This is a genomic window from Stenotrophomonas sp. FR024, assembly GCF_047500745.2.
GTDB classification, from domain to species: domain Bacteria; phylum Pseudomonadota; class Gammaproteobacteria; order Xanthomonadales; family Xanthomonadaceae; genus Stenotrophomonas; species Stenotrophomonas maltophilia_A.
This window is the reverse complement of the sequence record NZ_JAXAXM020000009.1, coordinates 1,989-21,824: the sequence shown is the minus strand read 5'-3', so window position 1 is coordinate 21,824 and position 19,836 is coordinate 1,989. Positions and strand designations below refer to the sequence as shown.

The 19,836-nt window shown below is 67.7% G+C and carries 17 protein-coding genes; 6 read left to right on the top strand and 11 right to left on the bottom strand.

The features are described from left to right. Positions 1-67 precede the first annotated feature (67 nt). The 5 genes from ACMZ91_RS11555 to ACMZ91_RS11535 all read right to left on the bottom strand — a co-directional run bounded on the left by ACMZ91_RS11555 (position 68) and on the right by ACMZ91_RS11535 (position 3,105). Positions 68-1,330, bottom strand: coding sequence for an RNA polymerase sigma factor (locus tag ACMZ91_RS11555; RefSeq protein ID WP_032128770.1), 1,263 nt, complete (start codon positions 1,328-1,330; stop codon positions 68-70). A 45-nt stretch (positions 1,331-1,375) separates the two neighbouring features. Beyond that, positions 1,376-1,732, bottom strand: a complete 357-nt coding sequence (locus ACMZ91_RS11550) for a DUF1428 domain-containing protein (RefSeq protein WP_049463532.1) — start codon at positions 1,730-1,732, stop codon at positions 1,376-1,378. A 23-nt stretch (positions 1,733-1,755) separates the two neighbouring features. After that, complete coding sequence (locus ACMZ91_RS11545; RefSeq protein WP_032128772.1) at positions 1,756-2,166, bottom strand: VOC family protein; 411 nt, start codon at positions 2,164-2,166, stop codon at positions 1,756-1,758. 34 nt (positions 2,167-2,200) lie between these two features. Then, entirely contained in the window at positions 2,201-2,623 is a 423-nt protein-coding gene (locus ACMZ91_RS11540; protein ID WP_012509913.1) for a VOC family protein, read from the bottom strand. Between the two features lie 68 nt (positions 2,624-2,691). Continuing rightward, positions 2,692-3,105 (bottom strand): YciI family protein, encoded by a 414-nt coding sequence (locus ACMZ91_RS11535; protein WP_049463533.1) that lies wholly within the window; start codon positions 3,103-3,105, stop codon positions 2,692-2,694. 716 nt (positions 3,106-3,821) lie between these two features. Here ACMZ91_RS11535 and ACMZ91_RS11530 point away from each other — a divergent pair. Next, complete coding sequence (locus ACMZ91_RS11530) at positions 3,822-4,229, top strand: YciI family protein (RefSeq protein ID WP_049461400.1); 408 nt, start codon at positions 3,822-3,824, stop codon at positions 4,227-4,229. Here ACMZ91_RS11530 and ACMZ91_RS11525 read toward each other — a convergent pair. Next, on the bottom strand, positions 4,207-6,288 hold the full coding sequence (locus ACMZ91_RS11525) for an NHL repeat-containing protein (protein WP_049461402.1): 2,082 nt from the start codon (positions 6,286-6,288) through the stop codon (positions 4,207-4,209). The genes ACMZ91_RS11530 and ACMZ91_RS11525 overlap by 23 nt on opposite strands. Positions 6,289-6,453: 165 nt before the next feature. Between ACMZ91_RS11525 and ACMZ91_RS11520 the strand changes: the two genes are divergently transcribed. Beyond that, positions 6,454-7,974: a tetratricopeptide repeat protein gene (locus ACMZ91_RS11520; RefSeq protein ID WP_049461404.1), complete on the top strand. Its 1,521-nt coding sequence runs from the start codon at positions 6,454-6,456 to the stop codon at positions 7,972-7,974. A 42-nt stretch (positions 7,975-8,016) separates the two neighbouring features. On the opposite strand, the gene ACMZ91_RS11515 is transcribed toward ACMZ91_RS11520, so the two are convergent. Continuing rightward, on the bottom strand, positions 8,017-8,793 hold the full coding sequence (locus tag ACMZ91_RS11515) for a lytic transglycosylase domain-containing protein (protein WP_049461406.1): 777 nt from the start codon (positions 8,791-8,793) through the stop codon (positions 8,017-8,019). Between the two features lie 218 nt (positions 8,794-9,011). Next, on the bottom strand, positions 9,012-10,385 hold the full coding sequence (gene cycA, locus ACMZ91_RS11510) for a D-serine/D-alanine/glycine transporter (protein WP_049399140.1): 1,374 nt from the start codon (positions 10,383-10,385) through the stop codon (positions 9,012-9,014). 228 nt (positions 10,386-10,613) lie between these two features. Between cycA and ACMZ91_RS11505 the strand changes: the two genes are divergently transcribed. Continuing rightward, on the top strand, positions 10,614-12,230 hold the full coding sequence (locus ACMZ91_RS11505; RefSeq protein WP_049461408.1) for an EAL domain-containing protein: 1,617 nt from the start codon (positions 10,614-10,616) through the stop codon (positions 12,228-12,230). A gap of 324 nt (positions 12,231-12,554) precedes the next feature. Here ACMZ91_RS11505 and ACMZ91_RS11500 read toward each other — a convergent pair whose 3' ends face one another. Further along, positions 12,555-13,739 (bottom strand): MFS transporter, encoded by a 1,185-nt coding sequence (locus ACMZ91_RS11500; protein ID WP_049461436.1) that lies wholly within the window; start codon positions 13,737-13,739, stop codon positions 12,555-12,557. Beyond that, positions 13,736-14,914, bottom strand: coding sequence for a serine hydrolase domain-containing protein (locus tag ACMZ91_RS11495; RefSeq protein WP_049461438.1), 1,179 nt, complete (start codon positions 14,912-14,914; stop codon positions 13,736-13,738). Before ACMZ91_RS11495 ends, ACMZ91_RS11500 begins: the two co-directional genes overlap by 4 nt. Before the next feature lie 228 nt (positions 14,915-15,142). Here ACMZ91_RS11495 and ACMZ91_RS11490 point away from each other — a divergent pair, with 228 nt between their 5' ends. Continuing rightward, on the top strand, positions 15,143-16,042 hold the full coding sequence (locus ACMZ91_RS11490) for a LysR family transcriptional regulator (protein ID WP_049461440.1): 900 nt from the start codon (positions 15,143-15,145) through the stop codon (positions 16,040-16,042). 240 nt (positions 16,043-16,282) lie between these two features. After that, the gene (locus tag ACMZ91_RS11485; protein WP_049461442.1) at positions 16,283-17,890 is read left to right on the top strand and encodes an ATP-binding cassette domain-containing protein; all 1,608 of its coding nucleotides are present in this window, start codon (positions 16,283-16,285) and stop codon (positions 17,888-17,890) included. A 72-nt stretch (positions 17,891-17,962) separates the two neighbouring features. Here ACMZ91_RS11485 and ACMZ91_RS11480 read toward each other — a convergent pair whose 3' ends face one another. After that, the gene (locus ACMZ91_RS11480; RefSeq protein WP_049461444.1) at positions 17,963-19,288 is read right to left on the bottom strand and encodes a GTP-binding protein; all 1,326 of its coding nucleotides are present in this window, start codon (positions 19,286-19,288) and stop codon (positions 17,963-17,965) included. Positions 19,289-19,357: 69 nt separating this feature from the next. Here ACMZ91_RS11480 and ACMZ91_RS11475 point away from each other — a divergent pair, with 69 nt between their 5' ends. Then, positions 19,358-19,729, top strand: coding sequence for a MerC domain-containing protein (locus ACMZ91_RS11475; RefSeq protein ID WP_014645760.1), 372 nt, complete (start codon positions 19,358-19,360; stop codon positions 19,727-19,729). The last annotated feature ends 107 nt before the right edge of the window (positions 19,730-19,836 follow it).

Here is a 19,836-nt window from a genome sequence, read left to right as displayed (position 1 = left end):
GACGCGTCCGCTGGGCGCGAAACATAACGGCTCGCGGGCCCGCCGACAAGTGCTGCCTTCGTCGAGGTCACTCCGTGGGAGGCAGGCCGGCCCGTTGCCGCAGCAGGCCCCGCTCTGCCTGGTTCTGGCTGAGTCTGGCGGCTTCCGCAAAAGCGTGACGTGCGTCCAGGTCGCGCCCCAGCGCCTGTAGTAACTCCCCGCGCACCACCTGCAGCGGCGCGTACTCGCGCAGTCGCGCGTCCACCAGCAACGGCTGCAGCTGCGCCCACGCCGCGAAGGCACCGTCACTGCGCAGCACCGCCACGACCCGGTTCAATGCAACAACCGGCGAGGGCTGCACCTGCAGCAGCTGCGTATAGAGCGCTGCGATGCGCGGCCAGTCGGTATCCTCGGGGCGGCGCGCCGCTGCATGGCACGCTGCGATACGCGCCTGCAGTACATAGGGATCATCAGCGCCACCGGCGGCCAGCGCGCGCGCCAGCACCTGCTGCCCGCGTTCAATCTGCAGCCAGTCCCAGCGCGCGCGGTTCTGCTGGTCCAGCAGTACCGGCACGCCCTGCGCATCGGTCCGTGCCGCGGCACGCGAGGCCTGCAGCTCCATCAGCGCCAGCAGGCCCAGCACCGGCGGCACCGGCAGCCGGTGCGCCAGGATGCGCGCGAGCCGCAATGCCTCCTCGCACAGCGCCGGACGCATCCAGTCATCACCGGCACTGGCCGCATAGCCTTCGTTGAACACCAGGTAGATCGCCTCCAGCACCGAAGTGAGCCGCTCGGGCATCGCGTCAGCACGCGGGACCTCGTAGGGCACCTGCTTCTGCGCCAAGGTGCGCTTGGCGCGCACGATGCGCTGGGCGATGGTCGGCTCGGGCTGCAGGAACGCGCGCGCGATCTCGACAGTGGTCAGGCCACCGAGCAGGCGCAGGGTCAATGCCACCCGTGCATCGGCCGGCAGCACCGGATGGCAGGCCACGAACATCAGCCGCAGCAGGTCGTCACCCAGATCATCTTCCAGCGCTTGACTGTCGTCGGGCGCCGGCAGCGGCGCCGGATGCAGTTCCTCGCCCCACTGCGCATGCTGCTGCGCCACCCGCTGGTGCTGGCGCAGTACATCAATGGCACGGTTGCGCGCAGTGGTCATCAGCCAGGCTCCGGGGTTGTCCGGGATGCCCTGCTCCGGCCAGCGCTCCAGCGCGGCCAGCCAGGTGTCCTGGGCCAGCTCCTCGGCGCGGCCGACATCGCCCCCGAGCAGCCGCGCCAGGCGCGCGATCAACACCGGCGACTCCATCCGCCAGAGGGTTTCCAGACGCTGCGTCAGTGCGGGCTCGAGCATGCGCCGATCACAGCACGCACGCCCGGCCCGCACAAGCGCCGCAGCTCACGCTTCAACAATCGGCTTGAAGCCGCCCCAGAACATGCGTTTGGTGTCGAACGGCATGTCCTTCGGGCCCAGCGACGCCAACCGCGGGTCCACCATCACTTTCGCGTTGATACGGTCGCGCGCCGCGCGCGAACGGAACACCACGAAGGCGACGATCACCGTTTCGCCAGGTTTGGCCTTGACCGCACGCGGAAACGACGTGCTCTTTCCCGGTTCCACATCGTCGGCCACGCATTCCATGTACTGCAGCGCGCCATGGTCCTTCCACACCGCACCGGCCTTGCGGGCAAGGCGGCGGTAGGCCGCCACCTTGTCCTGGGGGCACGGCAGCACGTAAGCATCCACGTAAGCCATGAGGATTCTCCCTGCGGCGGCCGTCAGCCCGGTTCGCCGTCCATGTGTGCGATTTCCCAGAGATGGCCATCCAGATCCTGGAAGCCGCGCTGGTACATGAAGCCCAGGTCGCGCGCCGGCTGCGGTTCGCTGCCGCCGGCGGCCAGTGCCTTGTCCACCAACTCGTCAACTGCCTTGCGACTGGGTGCCGAGAGTGCGTTGATCACTTCCGTGTGGGTGTGCGCATCGGCAATCGGCTTGTTGGTGAACTGCTGGAAAAAAGGTTGGGTCAGCAGCATCACGTAGATGCTCTCGCTGATGACCATGCCTGCCGCGTCATCGTTGGTGTAAGTTGGATTGAAGCTGTAGCCCAGCGCGGTGAAGAAGGCCTTGGATTTCTCCAGGTCCTTCACCGGAAGATTGACGAAGATCATCTGCGGTTGCGGTGCATTCATCGGTGAAGCTCCTTGTGGATGAAAAGAAGAGGGATCAGGGCTGCTTCATGCAGTTGACCATCCACGGCTTGCCGTAGCGGTCGATCAACATGCCCCAGCGGTGCGCCCAGAACGTTTCGGCGATCGGCATCTGCACCTGGCCACCGTCGGCCAGCGCGGCGAACACGCGTTCGGCTTCTTCGATGCTGTCGACGTCGACATTGATGGTGGTCGAGCCACCCTCGCCACCGCCGGGACCGTCGGCCGCCATCACGATGGCGCTACCGATTTCCAGCTGGCTGTGCGCGACGTGGTCCAGGGTTTCCGGCGGCATCTCGTTGCAGCCCGGCGAGCCATCGGAGGGCGGCATGTCGCGGTATTTCATTTCCGAGGTGACCTGGCCACCGAGTGCCTTGGCGTAGAACGCCATCGCCTCATGGGCCTGGCCGCTGAAGCCGAGGAAAGGAATCAGTTTCATGGCAATACTCCGTCGTGGGTTTCAGGGGGGTAGCGCCGGGCCATGCCCGGCGGGGGAAATGAATCGGGTCAACCTTCCAGCTGTGCACGCAGACGCTGTTCCTGCTGCTGTAATTCGGAGGTGAAGGCTTCACCGAAGTCTTCGGCGGAGATCAGCGGGCGCAGCTCCAGCGTGCCACCACTGTTGAACGGCGCGCGGCTGGCCCATTCAACGGCCTCGTCCAGCGAGCGCACGTCCCACAGCCAGAAGCCGGCGATCTGCTCGCCCGCAGGGCCAAACGGACCGGCCTCGACCTTGGGCGCGCCACTGCCGAAATGAATGCGACGTCCGCGCTGGGTGGCATGCAGGCCTTCACCGGCCAGCATGATGCCGGCGGCCACGAGTTGTTCGTTGAAGGCGCCCATTTCGGACAGTTCCTGTTCACTGGGCATGCGGCCGGCTTCGGAGTCGGCGTTGGCCTTCACGATCACCATCACTTTCATTGCGGTCTCCCGTGGGGACGCGTGGTGCGTGCCCTTCACTGGGTACAACGAACCAGGGGGCTGGGAATCGACACGTCTTTTGAAAATTATTTCTTCCGTGGAAAGCGCGCCTTCGGCGGGCGTCGGCGAACGGCGGAGCCCCTCCGTGGTGGGGTGGGCTGGTCGCTGAAAGCTGGTTTCCTGTGGGTGGGCCGGGCGGGTGGGATTGGCGGGGACGCCGTAAACCCGTCCATGGGGGCTTAGCCGCGGCATCCATGCCGCGGATACCCCGCCAACCCCACCCGCCCGGCCCCAGACAGATTCCGGTGGCCGAACCACCACGGGAAGATCAAGAAAAAAGGCAGAAGCAACAGCAACAGCGGGTGGCTGGCGACCTCGGCTTTGCGAGCGGAGCGACCCGCTTTTGCTCTTGTTGTTGATCTCCCGTGGTGGGTCAGCCGCAGAGATCTGTCCAAGGCCGGGTGGGGAGGCAGGGCAGGGGCGTGAGCCGCATGGATGCGGCGACCGAGCTTACATGGACGTACTTGCAGCGCCCCCTGCCCTGCCTCCCCACCCGGCCAAATCCAAGAACCCGAGCTTTCAGCAACCAACCCACCCCACCACGGAGGGGCTCCGCCGTTCGCCGATCGCCCGCCGCAGGCGGCTTTTCGCGCTGCAGCATGCTGGCAGGCAAACCTGCGCCATCATGGACACCTCGCCCCCGCCAGGACCGTCCCATGCAGCAGTACCTGCTTCTGATCTACATCGAGCCTGCCCTGCTGCAGGCCCTGCCCACCGAAGAATTCAACGCGCTGATGCGCGACTGCCTCGCCCACGCCGACAGACTGCAGGCGGAAGGCACGCTGCTGGCCGCGCAGAAGCTGCAGCCGGTTGACACCGCGCAGACCCTGCGCGTGCGTGATGGCCACAGCCGTGTATTGGATGGCCCGTTCGCGGAAACCCGCGAACTGCTGGCCGGCTTCAACCTGATCGTCGCCCGCGACCGCGACGAAGCCATGCGCATCGCCCGCGATTTCCCGTGGGCACGCTTCGGCAGCATCGAGGTGCGGCCGCTGGAAGACATGGACGCCGAGCGCGAACGCTGCGGCGCCCCGGCTGCGGCTATGGCAGCAGCCGTACCCTGATCTCGCGCGGACCCACGCCTTCGTTGCCGCTGTAGTCGCGCACGCTGGCGCGCACGGTGTACTCGCCCGGTGGCAATGCCGCCGGCTGCCAGCGCCCGGTTTCCATCAGGCCGTCACGCACGGTGTTGGTGGCCAGGTAGCGGAAACGGGTCACCGCGCTGCCATGCACGGTGATGCCGCTGTCCGGCGCGTAGGCCACGCGCACCGCTTCGTTCTGCGGCGGCATGCGGTTGAACACGATGTTCCAGCGTGGCTGTTCGTAGCCCTGCAGCGGCTGTCCGCCGGCATCGAGGATCTGGTAACCCACCTGGTACATGCCCAGCCGGCGCCGCGGCAGGTTGTTGTCGACCTGGTCCCAGGCCTCGACCACGATCTGCACGCCACGTCCCTGCCGCGCCACCATCACCACGCCGTCGCTGCCTGCGGTCATCGGCTGGTCGTTGTCGTCCAGCAGGGCCACATCGGTGATGCGCGGTGCGAAGTGGTCGGCGTAGTTGTGGAAGCCCAGCGCCACCGCGTTGGTTTCGAAACCGCCGGTACCCACCGCCAGATGCACGTGCGCCTGGTTGTTGATGCTGCCCAGGCGATCACCGACGTGGATGCGCATGCCACGACGCACGCGCATCCGCTCCAGCTTGCCCTGTTCGTCGTACAGCGCCTGCCAGCGCGCATCGAACGGCTGGTCGCGCGGGGTGCGGCCGACCCGCATGTGGATGTACTTGAGACGGTCCACGGCCAGGCCCTCCGCCTGCCCACCCAGGCTCCACGCCGCTACCGGGCTGCTGATCTTGCCATCGGCGATCGCCAGCACGGTCTGGCCGACATCGCCGCGCACATCGAAACCGCCGTGCAGGTGGTGGCGGCTCTCGCCCTTGAAGTTGCCGCGCACCTCGCCCAGCGTGCCGACCACTTCATGCCAGCCATCCTGGGGTGCCAATGGCCAGCGCCCACCGGTGTCCGGCAACGCTGCATCGGCAGCGGGCCCGACCAGCGCCGGTGCCGGCAGGTCACCCACCGGCAGCGGGCGCAGGCGGTGCAGGCGATAGCTGGCGGAATCGGCGACCAGCACGCTGCCATCGGCATCCATCGCCAACCCACTGGGGCGGGCCAGGCGTGGCAGGCGGCCGTTGCCCACCAGCGCGATCTGGTGGCCCTGCGGTGTTACCTGCACGATGCGGCCATCAAGGTCACCCACGTAAAGCACGCCGTCGTGCGTGGTGGCCAGCGACAGCGGCCCATTGATCACGCCGCCATCGCCCAGCAGCGTGCTGACCATGCCGTCGGCACCGACCCGACGCACCGCGTTGTTGAACAGGTCGGCCACCAGCAGCGCGCCGTGCGCATCGAAGGCCAGTGCCACCGGTGTATCGAAGCGTGCATCACCCGCCAGGCCATCGGCCAGCCCCGGGCGCTCGCCGCCAGCCAGGGTACGCACGTTGCCGTCGGTACCGATCACCCTGATGCGGTCGTTGAAGGTGTCGGCCACATAGACCTGGCCCTGCGCGTCCACCGCGATGCCCATCGGTGCATCGAAGCGCGCCTGCGCGGCAGGGCCATCGGCGTAGCCCTGTTCGCCACCGGCCAGCGTGGTCACCTGGCCATCGGTGCCGATACGGCGGATCGCGTGGTTGCCGGTGTCGGCCACATACAGGTTGCCCTGCGCGTCGGCGGCGATGCCCGAGGGCGTATTGAAACTGGCCTGCAGTGCCGGGCCATCGATACGCCCCTCGCCCTGCCCGGCCACCGTTTCAACGCGGCCATCGGGAAGGCGGCGACGGATCCGGTTGTTGTCACCGGCATCGGTGAAATAGACGCTGCCATCGGCACTGCGCAGCAACGCGTACGGATCGGCGAAACGCGCCTGCGCGGACGCGCCATCGCGGTCACCCGGGTGGCCATCGCCGGCCAGCGGCTCGATCTGCGCGGTCCACGCCAGCGGCGTTGGAACCGGGCCTGCCGGTTCAGCCGGCGTATGCAGCGGCGTCTCCCACCAGGTCGCGGCCAGTGCCACTACGGTCGCCAACGCTACGCCTGCCGCCATCCATTGCCACCGTGCCATCGTGCTGTGCTGCCTGCCTGCTGTCTGAAGAGGCACTGACAATAGACGCTGAACGCAGGATCCGCCACGGCCAAACGTACTGCCGGATACCAGAGTTCCATGCGTTGCGCTTGTTCTCCCTGGCTACAGCGGGTTCAATGCTCTTCCCACGGATGGAGATCCTCCATGCCCCGCATCTTCCCCCTCGCCGCCCTGCTGGTGGCCGCACTGGCCAGCACGCCGGCCTCCGCCTCGATCTCGGTGGCACCACAGAAGCCGTCAGTCACCGCCGATGCGATGCACCAGGCCTATGCCACGCGATGGGATGAGGCGATCCAGCAGTCACGCAGTGGCAACACGCTGGGCGCACTGATCGCGATGGAACGGCTGATGGAAGATCCGATGCTGGATGACTTCGATGCTGAACATCGCGGCCGCGCCGCGCAGGTGGCCGGCTGGACCGCGATGGTGCAGAAGAAGCCGGACCAGGCTCGCCGCTATCTGCAGCGCGCGCAGGAGGCACTGCCGGACGATGCGCAGATCCTGCTGACCCTGGTCTCGGTGGAACTGTCCGAGAACCAACCGGCGCCTGCCACCAAGCACCTGGTGCAGGCGCTGAAGCATGCCGAAGCGCCGTTGCCGGTGGACCACCACGCGATCAACTACCTGCAGTTCCGCCTGCGGGACCAGCCGCAGCAGCGCATGGAACTGCTGCAGGCACTGTTCGACAACGGCTGGAAGAGCGGCGGCCTGGAACCCACCGGACTGTGGCTGGCACTGGCCACGCTGCAGGCCGACAACGGCCGTGGCGAGGCCATCCCCGCGACCCTGGCCCGCATCTCCGCGCCCGCCGAAATCATCCGGCTGCGCAGTGACAAGCGCTTCGATCCCTATGTCGACCGCGCCAACCCGCGCTTTGATCCCGTGCAGGCTGCACAGAAGCACCTCGACGAACTGCGGGTTTCCGGCCTGCTCGACCGGGCGCTGGACGCGCGCATGGCCGAGTTCAGCAGCACGCTGCTGATGCTGGACCGCAACGAGGAAGTGCTGGCGCTGACCGATGGCATGGCCGCTGCGGCCGCCGAAGGCGAGGCGCCTTCGGCAGCGGAAGCCGAATGGGTGGCATGGCTGCTCAACAGCCGGCTTACGGCGCTGCGCCGGCTGGGTCGCAACGAGGATGCGCTGGCGGCAGCCAAGCTGGCCGCACGCATCGGTGCACTGGGCCCCGATGGTGCCGAGCACCAGTTCAACGTCGGCTTCGTGTTCAGTTCGCTGGGCCGCATGCAGGATGCCGCCACGGCAGTGAATGACATACCGGGCCTGGCCGGTTACGGCAAGGCGGCCCAGGCACTGCTGCAGTTCGTTGCCGCCCGTGAACGTGGCGATGCCAAGGCCGAACAGGCCGCGCGTGCAGCGATCCTGGCCCAGGGCGATGACGCGCGCCTGTTCCAGCGCGAAATGCTGCTGGACGAGGGCAATCTCGACGGCGCAGCTGCCGTGCTGATCGAACAGTTGCGCTCACCCGTTGAACGCGGTGAAACGCTGGCCAGCCTGCAGGACATGCGCACCTATCCGTCGCTGCCCGGTGACGTGAAGATCGATGCGGCCTGGCGTGCGCTGAAGCAGCGCGCCGACGTGCAGGCCGAGGTTGCCCGCCTGGGCCGCATCGAACGCTACGAACTGGTCAGCACCTCCACCTCGCGCTGAGCAAGCTCCCATGTAGAACCACGTGCGTGCAGCACCACCCGCCTAGCGCGCCGGCACCTCGGTACGGATGCCCATCGCCTCGCGGTAGCGTGCGTACAGGGCCATCACCTTGTCCACGTAGGCCAGGGTTTCGGCATAGGGCGGCACGCCCTTGTAGCGGGTGACCGCGCCGATGCCGGCGTTGTAGGCGGCCGCTGCCAGCGGCCGATCACCGTTGTAGCGACGCAGCAACGCGCGCATGTAGCGGGCGCCGCCATCGATCGACTGCTGCGGCGAGAACGGATCATTCACCCCGTACTCCTGCGCGGTGTCCGGCATCAACTGCATCACGCCCTGTGCGCCCTTGCTGGACACCGCCAGTGCATCGAAGTTGCTTTCGGCATGGGCGATCGCGCGCAGCCACGCGTCATCCACGCCGGTGGCCTTGGCGGCGGCCTTGAACTGTTTGGCATGCTGCGCCAGCTGCGGCTTGCCCACCTTGCCCAGGCCTTCGTGGGCAGGTTCACCCGCCGGCGTGGCCATGGTGAACTTCAGGAACACCCGCGAGCCGGGCAGGTTGCGGGTGGAGTAGACCAGCGCGCCATCCTGCTCGCGCTCGTACAGCACGCCGCTGAACACGCCCATGTTGCCCCACAGATTCGGGGTCTGGATGGCGTTGTCGTCGATTTCCTTCGGGGTGCAGCGTGAACCGGGTTCCGGCGCGGTGGCCAGGCTGACGGTGTTGCCCTGCACGCAGCGGTAGACGGTGCGCGCGGCGGCCAGCCCGGGCCACAGGCTGGGCAGCAGCAACAGCGCAAGCAGGAGAGGGCGACGGAACATGGCGGCCGGATCATCCGGCCGCGCCCGCTAATGCTGGGTGAATGGGGGTCGGCAGGGCTGCGCCCTGCACCCGTGGTAGTGCCGGCCGCTGGCCGGCAACCTCAACAGCAACGGCAACGGCCGATTTCCTGCGGGGGTCGGATCCCGTTGCTGCGCAACGGTCTCTGACCCCACTCCAGAGAGATCTCTGGATCAATCGATGGAACGCAAATGCTGGATTACTTCGCGGTCCTCCGCCGCACCCAATACCCCACGCCCAACAGCACGAACCACACCGGGCTGGCGACCAGCGCCTGGCGGGTGTCGGCCTGCAGGCTCAGCAGCACCAGCACGGCGGCGAAGAACACCAGGCAGGCCCAGCACATGGCGACGCCGCCGGGCATCTTGAAGATCGAGGCGGCGTGGCGTTCCGGGTAGCGGCGGCGGTAGGCCATGTAGGCCACCAGGATCAGCGACCAGACGAAGATGAAGAGCACGGTGGCCAGCGTCGTCACCAGGGTGAAGGCGGTCACCAGGTTCGGGATCAGGTAGATCAGCAACGTGCCGCCCAGCAGGCACAGGCACGAGAACAGCAGGCCACGGGCGGGCACTGCGGCGCGCGACAACTTCGACAACCCGCGCGGTGCGTGGCCCTCTTCGGCCAGACCGTACAGCATGCGGCTGGTGGAGAAGATGCCGCTGTTGGCCGAGGACGTGGCCGAGGTCAGCACCACGAAGTTGATCAGGCTTGCCGCGGCAGGAATGCCGGCCAGCACGAACAGCTGCACGAACGGGCTCTTGTCCGGCACCACCTGGCGCCACGGGGTGACCGCCATGATCGCGATCAGCGCCAGCACGTAGAAGATGATGATGCGCACCGGGATCGAGTTGATCGCCTTGGGCAGGTTGCGCTCGGGGTCTGCGGTTTCAGCGGCGGTGGTACCCACCAGCTCGATGCCGACGAAAGCGAACACCGCGATCTGGAAACCGGCGAAGAAGCCGACCAGGCCCATCGGGAACATGCCGCCGTCATTCCACAGGTTCGACAACGACGCGGTGTGGCCACTGGGCGAGGTGAAGCCCCACGCCACCAGCCCGGCGCCGGTGATGATCAGTGCACAGATCGCCACGATCTTGATCAGCGCGAACCAGAATTCCATCTCGCCGAACAGCTTCACCGTCACCAGGTTCAGTGCCAGCAACAGCAGCACGCAGGCCAGTGCCGGTATCCAGGCATCCAGCCCAGGGAACCAGAACTGCGCGTAGGCGGCAATCGCGATCACGTCGGCGATGGCGGTGACGATCCAGCAGAACCAGTACGTCCATCCACAGAAGAAGCCGGCCCAGGGACCGAGCAGATCGGTGGAGAAATCGATGAAGGATTTGTACTGCAGGTTGGACAGCAGCAGCTCGCCCATCGCGCGCATCACGAAGAACAGCATCGCGCCGATGATCAGGTAGACGAAGACGATGGACGGGCCGGCCAGGCTGATGGTCTTGCCCGAGCCCATGAACAGGCCGGTGCCGATGGCACCGCCGATGGCGATCAGCTGCAGGTGGCGGTTGGACAGGCTGCGGCGCAGGTGCTCGGGGGGCGTTGCGGGCTCGGTCATGGGCGTGCATTGGGGCGGGCGAAGCGTTCGACGTTAGTCCTCCCCGGCCCGGAGCGCCAGCGCTGGACGGCCCGATTGCGTCAATCATGGTCGCTTTCATCACATTGTGACCGAATACCGGATTCGTCCCATTCCGCCCGGCCCGGCGTCATGCTCAGATAGCCGCACCTGCCCAAGGATCGGCCCGACCATGTGCCCTGCCCTGCCCGCCCCGCTGGAGCTCCGGCCTTGAGTCGGCTGCGCGTGATCATTGGTGGCACCGCGCTGGCGCTGCTGGCCGCGGCCGTGCCGATCGCGGTGATGGCCTATGCCACCTGGGACCGTGCAGTCAGCGTCGAGCAGCAGCGGCTGCGCGACATCGCCGGTCGCGCGCTGCGCCGCGCCGACCAGTCCTACCAGGAAGCGCTGGCGGCACTGCAGTCGGCCGAGGTCGGCGCCCACGACGCCTGCGGGCCCGAGCATATCCGGCGCATGCAGACACTGGTGATGACCTCGCCGTCGGTCGACCAGATGGGCTACTTCGAGGGTGGCAAGCTGCGCTGTACGTCGTGGGGGCCGTTCCTGTCCGACGTCAACCAGCCCAAGGCCGACCACGTCACCAGTGATGGCGCCGGCATCGCCGTGGATGTGCGCCCCGAGGCCAGCGGACGGCGCCAGGTCCTGTCGTTCCTGTACGGCAACTACGACGTGCTGGTCGATCCGCGCCGCTTCGTCGATGTCATCGCCGACCCGAACGTGCGCCTTGCCCTGGCCAGCCCCGATGGGCGTCTCCTGGCCAGGCAGGACGGCATGGATCCGGCATTGCTGGAGACCCTGCTGCGCGCCCCCGATGAAGGCCTGGACCACCACACCCTGTATGCCACCGCCCGCAACGAAGAGTGGTTGGCGATCGCGACCATGCCGCGTACCGCGCTTGCCGCGACCTTCCGCCAGCAGGCGTGGCTGTTCGTGCCGATCGGCGTTCTGCTGGCCGCTGCCGGTGCCGGCCTGGTGATCTGGCTGTCGCGTCGCCGCCTGTCCCTGCGCGGCGAGCTGGCCACAGCGATCCGCCGCCGCGAGCTGTACCTGCACTACCAGCCGATCATCGAGCTGGATACCGGCATCTGCGTCGGCGCCGAAGCGCTGGTGCGCTGGCAGCGCCCGGATGGCACCCAGGTGCGGCCGGACCTGTTCATTCCGCTGGCCGAAGAGGCCGGCATGATCGGCGCGGTCACCGATCTGGTGATCGAGAACGTGGTGCGCGACATGCGTGAACTGCTGGTGGCCGACCGCAGCGCGCACATCGCGATCAACCTGGCCGCCGAAGATATCAGCAGCGGCCGTGCGCTGAAGATGATCTCCAAGCACATGGCCGGCAGCGGCATCCTGCCGCAGCAGATCTGGATGGAGGCCACCGAGCGCGGCTTCCTGGATCTGGACCGCGCCCGCACGATGCTGGCGCAGGCGCGTCGGGCCGGGCACAGCGTGGCCATTGACGATTTCGGCGTCGGCTTCTCCAGCCTGCAGTACCTGGAACAGCTGCCACTGGACGCGTTGAAGATCGACAAATCATTCATCGATGCGATCGACACCGAGAGCGCCACCAGCCCGGTAACCCCGCACATCATCGACATGGCCAAGGAGCTGGGCCTGTGGGTGGTGGCCGAGGGCGTGGAGACCGAGGCACAGCTGGCGTATCTGCATACCCGGAAGGTCGAGTTCGCGCAGGGTTGGCTGTTCTCGCGGCCGCTGCCGCGGGATGAGTTCGTGGTGTTCCATCACAAGCGGCAGCAGCGCTATGGCGCGGCGCGGGAGCACATGCAGAATCCGCGCAGCGTGCCGATCGAGCGTGAGGGGATCGAGTAGGACGGCCAACGGCGGAGCCCCTCGTGGTGAGTCGCGTACAGTGGATCCATCAGTTGGGGCCGGGTGGATGGGTCGCGCAGGGGGCGCTGCAAGTACGTCCATGTAAGCTCGGTCGCCGCATCCATGCGGCTCACGCCCCTGCGCAACCCATCCACCCGGCCACGGACACATTGCGGCGGCGTCCCACCACGGAATCAACAGAAGAAAGCAAAAGCAAAAGCAAACGCGGGTCGCTGCGCTCGGCAGATCCACGCCATGCGTGGATGGCGTGGACCACGGTAGTGCCGGCCGCTGGCCGGCACCTCGGTAACGTCTGGTCTGCGCCTACGCCCAGGCCTTCGGCCGTGCCAACAGCCACGCCGCGCTCACCGCCAGCAACAGCAACGGCAACCAGCCCAGCTGGCTCGGGCCGCTGACCTGCAACAGCACACCGCCTGCTACGCCACCGGCGGCAATCGCCAGGTTCCAGCCGGTCACCAGCATCGACTGCGCCAGGTCGGCAGCAGCACCGGCACGGCGTGCGAGCGCGGTCTGGAACAGGGTCGCAACCGACCCGAACGCCACGCCCCACAGGATCGTTGCCAGCAGCAGCGGTGTGGCCTGTCCTGGCCACAACAGCAGGGCCAACACCGGAAGAATGAAACCGATCACGGCCGCCCACACCAGCGTGCGCAGATGACGGTCCACGCCCCAACCGGCAATGCCGATACCAACGATGGCAGCCACGCCGAAGGCCAGCAGCAGGCGGTCCAGCCACGGGCCGGCGCCGGCCTCCACCGCCAGCGGTTCGATGTAGGTGTACAGCACGTTGTGCGCCAGCACGTACAGCACCATCACCGCCAACGCGCTGCGCACGCCGGGCATGCGCCACACCGTACCCAACGACGTGCGCTGACCGGCCGCGGCCGCCGGTAACGCCGGCAATGCCCAGCGCGCGTACGCCAGCAGGCCGACCCCCAGCACGCTCATCAACGCGAACGCCCAGCGCCAGCCGATCTGCTGGCCCAGCAACGTGCCCGCCGGTACGCCCAGCGACAGCGCCAACGGCGATCCAACCATCGCCACCGCAATTGCCCGGCCCTGCAGCGACGGCACCACCATGCGCGCCGCGTAGCCGGCCACCAGCGACCACAGCAGGCCACCACTCACACCGGCCAGGAAACGCGCGGCCAGGATCAGCGGATAGCTGCTGCTCACGGCGGTCAGCGTGTTGACCACCACGAAGCCGGCAATGGCGGCCAGCAACAAGGGGCGTCGCGGCAGGCGCTGGGTCAACGCGGTCATCGGCAGTGCGGCCATCACCGATCCCAGCGCGTACACGCTGACCAGCTGGCCCACCGCCGCATCACTCACGCCCAGGCTCTCGCCCATCGGCCGCAGTACACCGGCCGGCAGGGTTTCGGTCAGCAGGGTGATGAAGCCGCCACCTGCAAGCGCCAGCAGGCCGGCCCACGGCAGGCGTGTAGCTTCGCCGGCAGGACTCGCCGCATCAATGGCATGGCCGCTCATCGCGCAGCCTCCAGATCGGCGTAGACCGCGTCACGCAGCTCATCAACGAAGGCACCGTCCATGCCTTCGTACAGGGTGTTGGTCAGCGCCACCACGCTCAGCCCACGCGCAGGATCGACAAACCAGCTATGGCCGTAGGCACCGCCCCAGCGCCAGGTGCCTTCGCTCTGTGGCGTGCCACTGGCGGCGGCATCGCGCAGCACCGCAAAGCCCAGCCCGAAGCCCCAGCCGGCCGGTTCCGGCGGCCCCTGCTCGCCCACCTGCGGGGTGGCCATCGCCGCCACCAGCGCGGGCGGCAACAGATTCGAAGCTTGCACATCGCGCAGGGCCTCCAACACCGCCATCACCTCGTCGGCGCTGCCAATCAGTCCAGCACCGGCCGAAGGGAAACGGCTGGCATCGGTAGCACGGGCGAGGCTGTACTCGATGCCGACGGTACCCTCGAATGGAGCGACCACCTCGCCTTCCTGCAGGCGATGCGGCTGCGGCGCGTCGGTGACATAGGGCGTGGCCAGCCGTGCGGCATCGTCGATGGCAAACGCGGTATCGCGCAGGCCCAGCGGCGTGGCCAACAGGCGTGCGAACAATGCCTGCAGCGTTTCACCAGTCGCGGCTTCAGCCACGGCGCCCGCGACGTCCACGCCCAACGAGTACAACCATTGGCTGCCCGGCGCGAACAGCAGCGGCGCCTGCGCGATGCGATGCACGTTGTCGGTCAGCGTCAGCGGATTCGCATCCATGCCATCGCTGACGCCGGCCTGTGCGTACGGGCCATCCGCATCGGCTTCGAGGAAGCGGTAACCCAGCCCGCTGCTATGGCTGAGCAGTTGGCGCAGGCTGATCGGCGGCGTGCTGCCATCGGCCAGCGCCGGGCGGAAGTCCGGCAGCCAGCGCTGTACCGGCGCATCCAGGTCCAGCACGCCTTCGGCTACCAGGCGCAGGATCACCGTGGTCAACAGCGGCTTGCTGACCGATGCCAGCCGGAACAACTGGTCGCGCAGCATCGGCGTGGCCGACTCGCGATCGGCCAGCCCGGTCGCGCTGGCGTGGCGCAGCACACCGTGCTCGCGCACCAGCACTACCGTACCGACCAGGCGCTGTGGGTGGACCTGCTGCAGCAGCCGCTGCACCGACGGCAGCGTCGGCGCAGGTGCAAGGGAAGGAACAGCGTTCATCGCGGTGATCCGTGGGGAGAGGCCCGCCACGTTAGGCACCACGCCCTCGTGCAAAAAGCCGGTTGCGGCTCCGGGCATCATGGACCCTGCAGTCCGCAATCGGCATGATGGCCGGAACTGCAAGGCCGCAACGGGCTCCACACCACTTCGCACCACAGTGTTGCGATGGCGGAGCCGTCCGCTACAGCCGCGCCGACCTACCCTGCCGCTTTCATTGCCCGCACGCCCATGTCAGTCCTGGACAACCTCGCCAATCTGCAGACCTTCGTGCACGCGGCCGACACCCGCAGCTTCGTCGAGACCGGGCGCCTGCAGGGCATCTCGGCCTCGGCCGCGGGCAAATGCGTTGCCCGGCTGGAACAGGCACTGGGCGTGCGCCTGTTCCACCGCAGCACGCGCAGCATCACCCTCACCGCCGAGGGCCAGCTGTTCCTGGCACGCTGCCGGCGCATCCTCGACGAACGCGATGCCGCACGCACCGAGCTGGCGCAACCGCATGCCGCACCGAGTGGCACGCTGCGCATCAGCCTGCCGCTGGTGGGCGATCTCACCCTGCCGCTGATGGCCGAGTTCATGACCGCGTATCCGGACATCCGCCTCGACCTCGATTTCTGCGACCGCCTGGTCGATGTCATCGAGGAGGGTTTCGATGCCGTGCTGCGCGTCGGCGAGCCCAGCGACTCGCGCATGAACGCCCGACGCCTGGGCGTGTTCCCACGCCGCATCGTCGCCTCGCCGGCGTACCTGCAGCGGCGCGGCACGCCGCGCACGCCGGCCGATCTGATGCAGCACACGCTGCTGCACTATCGCTTCCCCAGCACCGGCAAGCTGGAACTGTGGCCGATCCACTGGCCCGACCATGAAACACCGCAGGAACTGCCGGTACACATGGTGGCCAATACCATCGAAGCGCGGGTGGCGCTTGCATTGCGCGATATCGGCCTGGCCTTCGTGCCGGTGCACTCGGTGCGCGATGCACTGGCCGACGGCCGGCTGCTGACCGTGCTCGACGAGCATGTGCACTCCTGCGGCATCTTCCACCTGCTGTGGCCCTCCGGCCGCCACGTGCTTCCGAAGCTGCGGGTATTCATCGACTTCGTCAGCGCGCGCCTGGAAACCGTGCCGTAGGCCGGTAGATCCGCGCTCGATGGCCGTGCCACGTAGAGTCGAGCTTGCTCGACTGCTCCTCAAAAGCAGTCGAGCAAGCTCGACTCTACAATTCGCATGCCCTGCGGGCGGTATAATCTCCCCTCATCCCTCCCAGAGGCTCGCGACCAATGCGCCATTGATGCCGCCGTCTTCGCAACAGACGGCCTGACTCTTCCCGCCCCTGCGCGCAGGGGAGAACCCGGCATCCATGGAGGTCGCATGACCCCGCATTCCCTCACGCTCGATCGCGTGTCGTATCGATTGGCCGACGGCCGCCCGCTGTTTTCCGATCTGACGTTTTCCTTCGAACCGGTCGCCACCGGCCTGGTCGGTGCCAATGGCGCTGGCAAAAGCGTGCTCGCACGCCTACTGGCCGGGCGTCTGTCGCCCGATAGTGGCCAGGTGCGTGGCAGTGGCCGCGTGTTCCTGTTGCCGACACCCGGTTATCCACCCGCCGGCACGGTCGGTGAACTGGCCGGCGTCGGCGCGGAACTGGCCGCACTGCAACGCATCGAAGCCGGCAGCGTCGATGAGGCCGACTTCACCTGCCTAGGCGAGCGCTGGGACCTGCGCGAACGCCTGCAGCAGCAATGGCGTGCGCTGCAGCTTCCCGACGACCTCGATCCCGCCCAGCCGGCCGCGCGCCTCAGTGGCGGCCAGGCCATGCAGGTGGCGCTGTCCGGCGCCTGGGCCAGCGGTGCCGACTGGCTGATCCTGGACGAACCCAGTAACCACCTCGACGCACGCCATCGCCAACAGCTGTACGAACAGTTGCAGCAGTGGCGCGGTGGCCTGCTGGTGATCAGTCATGATCGCGAACTGCTGGGCCGCATGCAGCAGATTGTCGAACTCGATGGGCGTGGCCTGCATCGCTATGGCGGCGCATGGCAGCACTACGCCGACACACGCGCCGCCGAACGTGAAGCCGCCACCGCCCAGCTTGACCATGCGCGTGCGCAGCACCGGCAACAGCAACGCAGCGCGCGCGAACAACACGAACGCCAGCAGCAACGCCAGGCACGTGGCAACCGTGATGCGAAGCAGGCCAACCAGGCCCCCATCCTGCTCGGCCGGCAGAAGCAGCGCGCCGAGGCCAGCCACGGCCGCGCGCAGCAGGTGCAGGCCGAACGCCTGCAGGCCAGTGCAGAGCAGCTGCGCGCAGCGGCGTCGGCGGTTCATGCGGCACCGGAACTGGCGCTGTTTGCCACCGATGGCGAGCGTGGCAGCGCACGCCTGCTGCAGGTACAGGATCTGGTCCTGCCACATGGCTGCAGCGCACCATTGCAGCTGGAGATCCGTCGAGGGCAGCGCATCGCCGTGGTCGGTGACAACGGCAGTGGAAAATCAACCCTGCTGCGTGTGCTGGCCGGCCAGCTGCCGGCGCGCAGCGGCATCGTGCAACGGCATGCGCCACTGGCTCTGCTCGACCAGCAGCTGCTGGGGCTGTCCGGCGAATGCAGCATCCTCGACAGCGTGCAGGCCGCCAACCCGAGTGCCGACCCCGGGGAGCTGCGCACGCGCCTGGCCCTGTTGGGTCTGGACGCACAACGCATCCAGCGCCCCGCCCGCAGCCTCAGCGATGGCGAACGGGTGAAGGGCACACTGGCCAGTGTGCTCTACGCCGATCCCGCGCCCCAACTGTTGCTGCTGGACGAGCCCGGCAATGCACTGGACCTCAGTGCATTACAGGCGCTGGAAGAACTGCTTGCGGCATGGCCGGGCGCACTGGTGATGGTCAGCCACGACCGGCACCTGCTGCAGGCGTTGCGGCCGACCCAGGTGCTGCACGTGAGCACCGAGGGCTGGCAGTGGCATGACGCCTTGTAGATCCACGCATGGCGTATCGACCCGGGGTAGTGCCGGCCGCTGGCCGGCAGCCCAGGAAACCTCAATGCACCGTCAGCGCTTCCACACCGGGAACGCCTGTGGCATCTGCTGCCACAGCAGCGGCCCCGCCCGCAGCTCCTGGTCATTGAGCAGGCACGCATCCAGCTCCGCGCGCACCGCACGCTCATCCATGTGCACACCAATCACCACCAGCTCCTGGCGGCGATCACCCCACAACGGGTGCCACAGCCGCTGCATCGCCGTGTGCGCGGCTGCATCCGGAAACTCTTCCAGCCCCGGCAACGGTGCGCTCCAGCAATCGGCCTGCTGCCGCGCCCAGCCAAGGTCGCTGTAGGGCAGCGGTGTCGGCGGCAACAACGGTGCGGTGTCTTCCAGGCCGGCACGCACGCGGTCGCGCGCGGCATACCAGAAACCCGCCGCCTGCGTCCGCGTCGCGGCGCCCACGGTGTTCAACTCGCCTACCCAATCCATGCGGTTGGCCAGCCAGAACCAGCCCTTGCTGCGGATCACGCCGGGCATGCCGGACTGCAGCGCGCGGGCGAATCGCGCGGGGTGGAACGGACGCCGCGAACGGTAGACGAAGCTGCCGATGCCGTACTCTTCGGTTTCCGGTGTGTGCTCGCCACGCAGCTCCTTCACCCAACCCGGCGCGCGTTGCGCACGCTCCATGTCGAAGCGGCCGGTATCCAGCAGCTCGGCCAACGGCACATCACCGAAGCTGGACAGCAGCAGCTTCGCATCCCGGTTCAAGCCACGCAGTACCGCCAGCGTGTCCTGCAACACTTCGTCATCCACTTGGTCGATCTTGCTGACCACGATCACGTCGGCGAACTCCACCTGCTCGCACAGCAGGTCGACCACACCGCGATCATCGTCCGGCCCGGCCTGCTGGCCGCGCTCGGCCAGGCGCAGGGTCGAACCGAAGTCGGCAAGGAACGCGCTGCCGTCGACCACCGTCACCATCGTGTCCAGCCGCGCGATATCACTCAGGCTGAAGCCGTGCTCGTCGCGCACCGCGAACGTGGCCGCCACCGGCATCGGTTCACCGATGCCCGTCGATTCGATCAACAGATAGTCATAGCGGCCGGCCTCGGCCAGGCGCTGCACTTCCTGCAGCAGGTCGTCGCGCAGGGTGCAGCAGATGCAGCCGTTGCTGAACTCCACCAGCGTCTCTTCGGTGCGGCGCAGCTCGGCGCCACCTTCGCGCACCAGCTGCGCATCGATGTTGACCTCACTCATGTCGTTGACGATGACTGCCACGCGCAGGCCCTCTCGGTTGCGCAGGATCTGGTTGAGCAGGGTGGTCTTGCCGGCCCCAAGGAAGCCGGACAGCACGGTGACCGGAAGGCGACGGTCGGCGCGGGAAACAGTGTTCATGTCGGAGCGGGTTGGCTGCGGAACGGAAATGTTACTGTATAACAGTTGCCGCGCAAGGAACCTCCCCTGATGAAGTCGCCTTCTGCCGCCCTGCTCGATGCCGGCGCGGTCGCCCTGTCCAGCCTGTGCCTGCTGCACTGCTTGGCGTTGCCCCTGCTTGCCGCCGCGCTGCCGCTGTTCGGCACCTGGGCCGAAGCGGAATGGGTCCACCTGCTGTTCGTGGCCATCGCCCTGCCACTGACCGGCTACGCGCTGTGGCGGGCCGAGCGCCGTCACCCACTGCCCGTGCTGGCCTGGGCCACCGCCGGCGCCGGGCTCGGCCTGCTGCTGGCCGGCGCGCTGGCCTTGCCCTCACATGACTGGGAAACGCCGATGACGGTCACTGGCAGCCTGCTGCTGGCCGCCACGCATATCTGGAACGCGCGGCACCGGCACGGGTAGTGCCGGCCGCCGGCCGGCAACCGCATGAGCTTCGGACGCCACGGGTAGTGCCGGCCGCTGGCCGGCAACTGCATGAGCTTCGGACGCAACCTGCAGTTGCCGGCCAG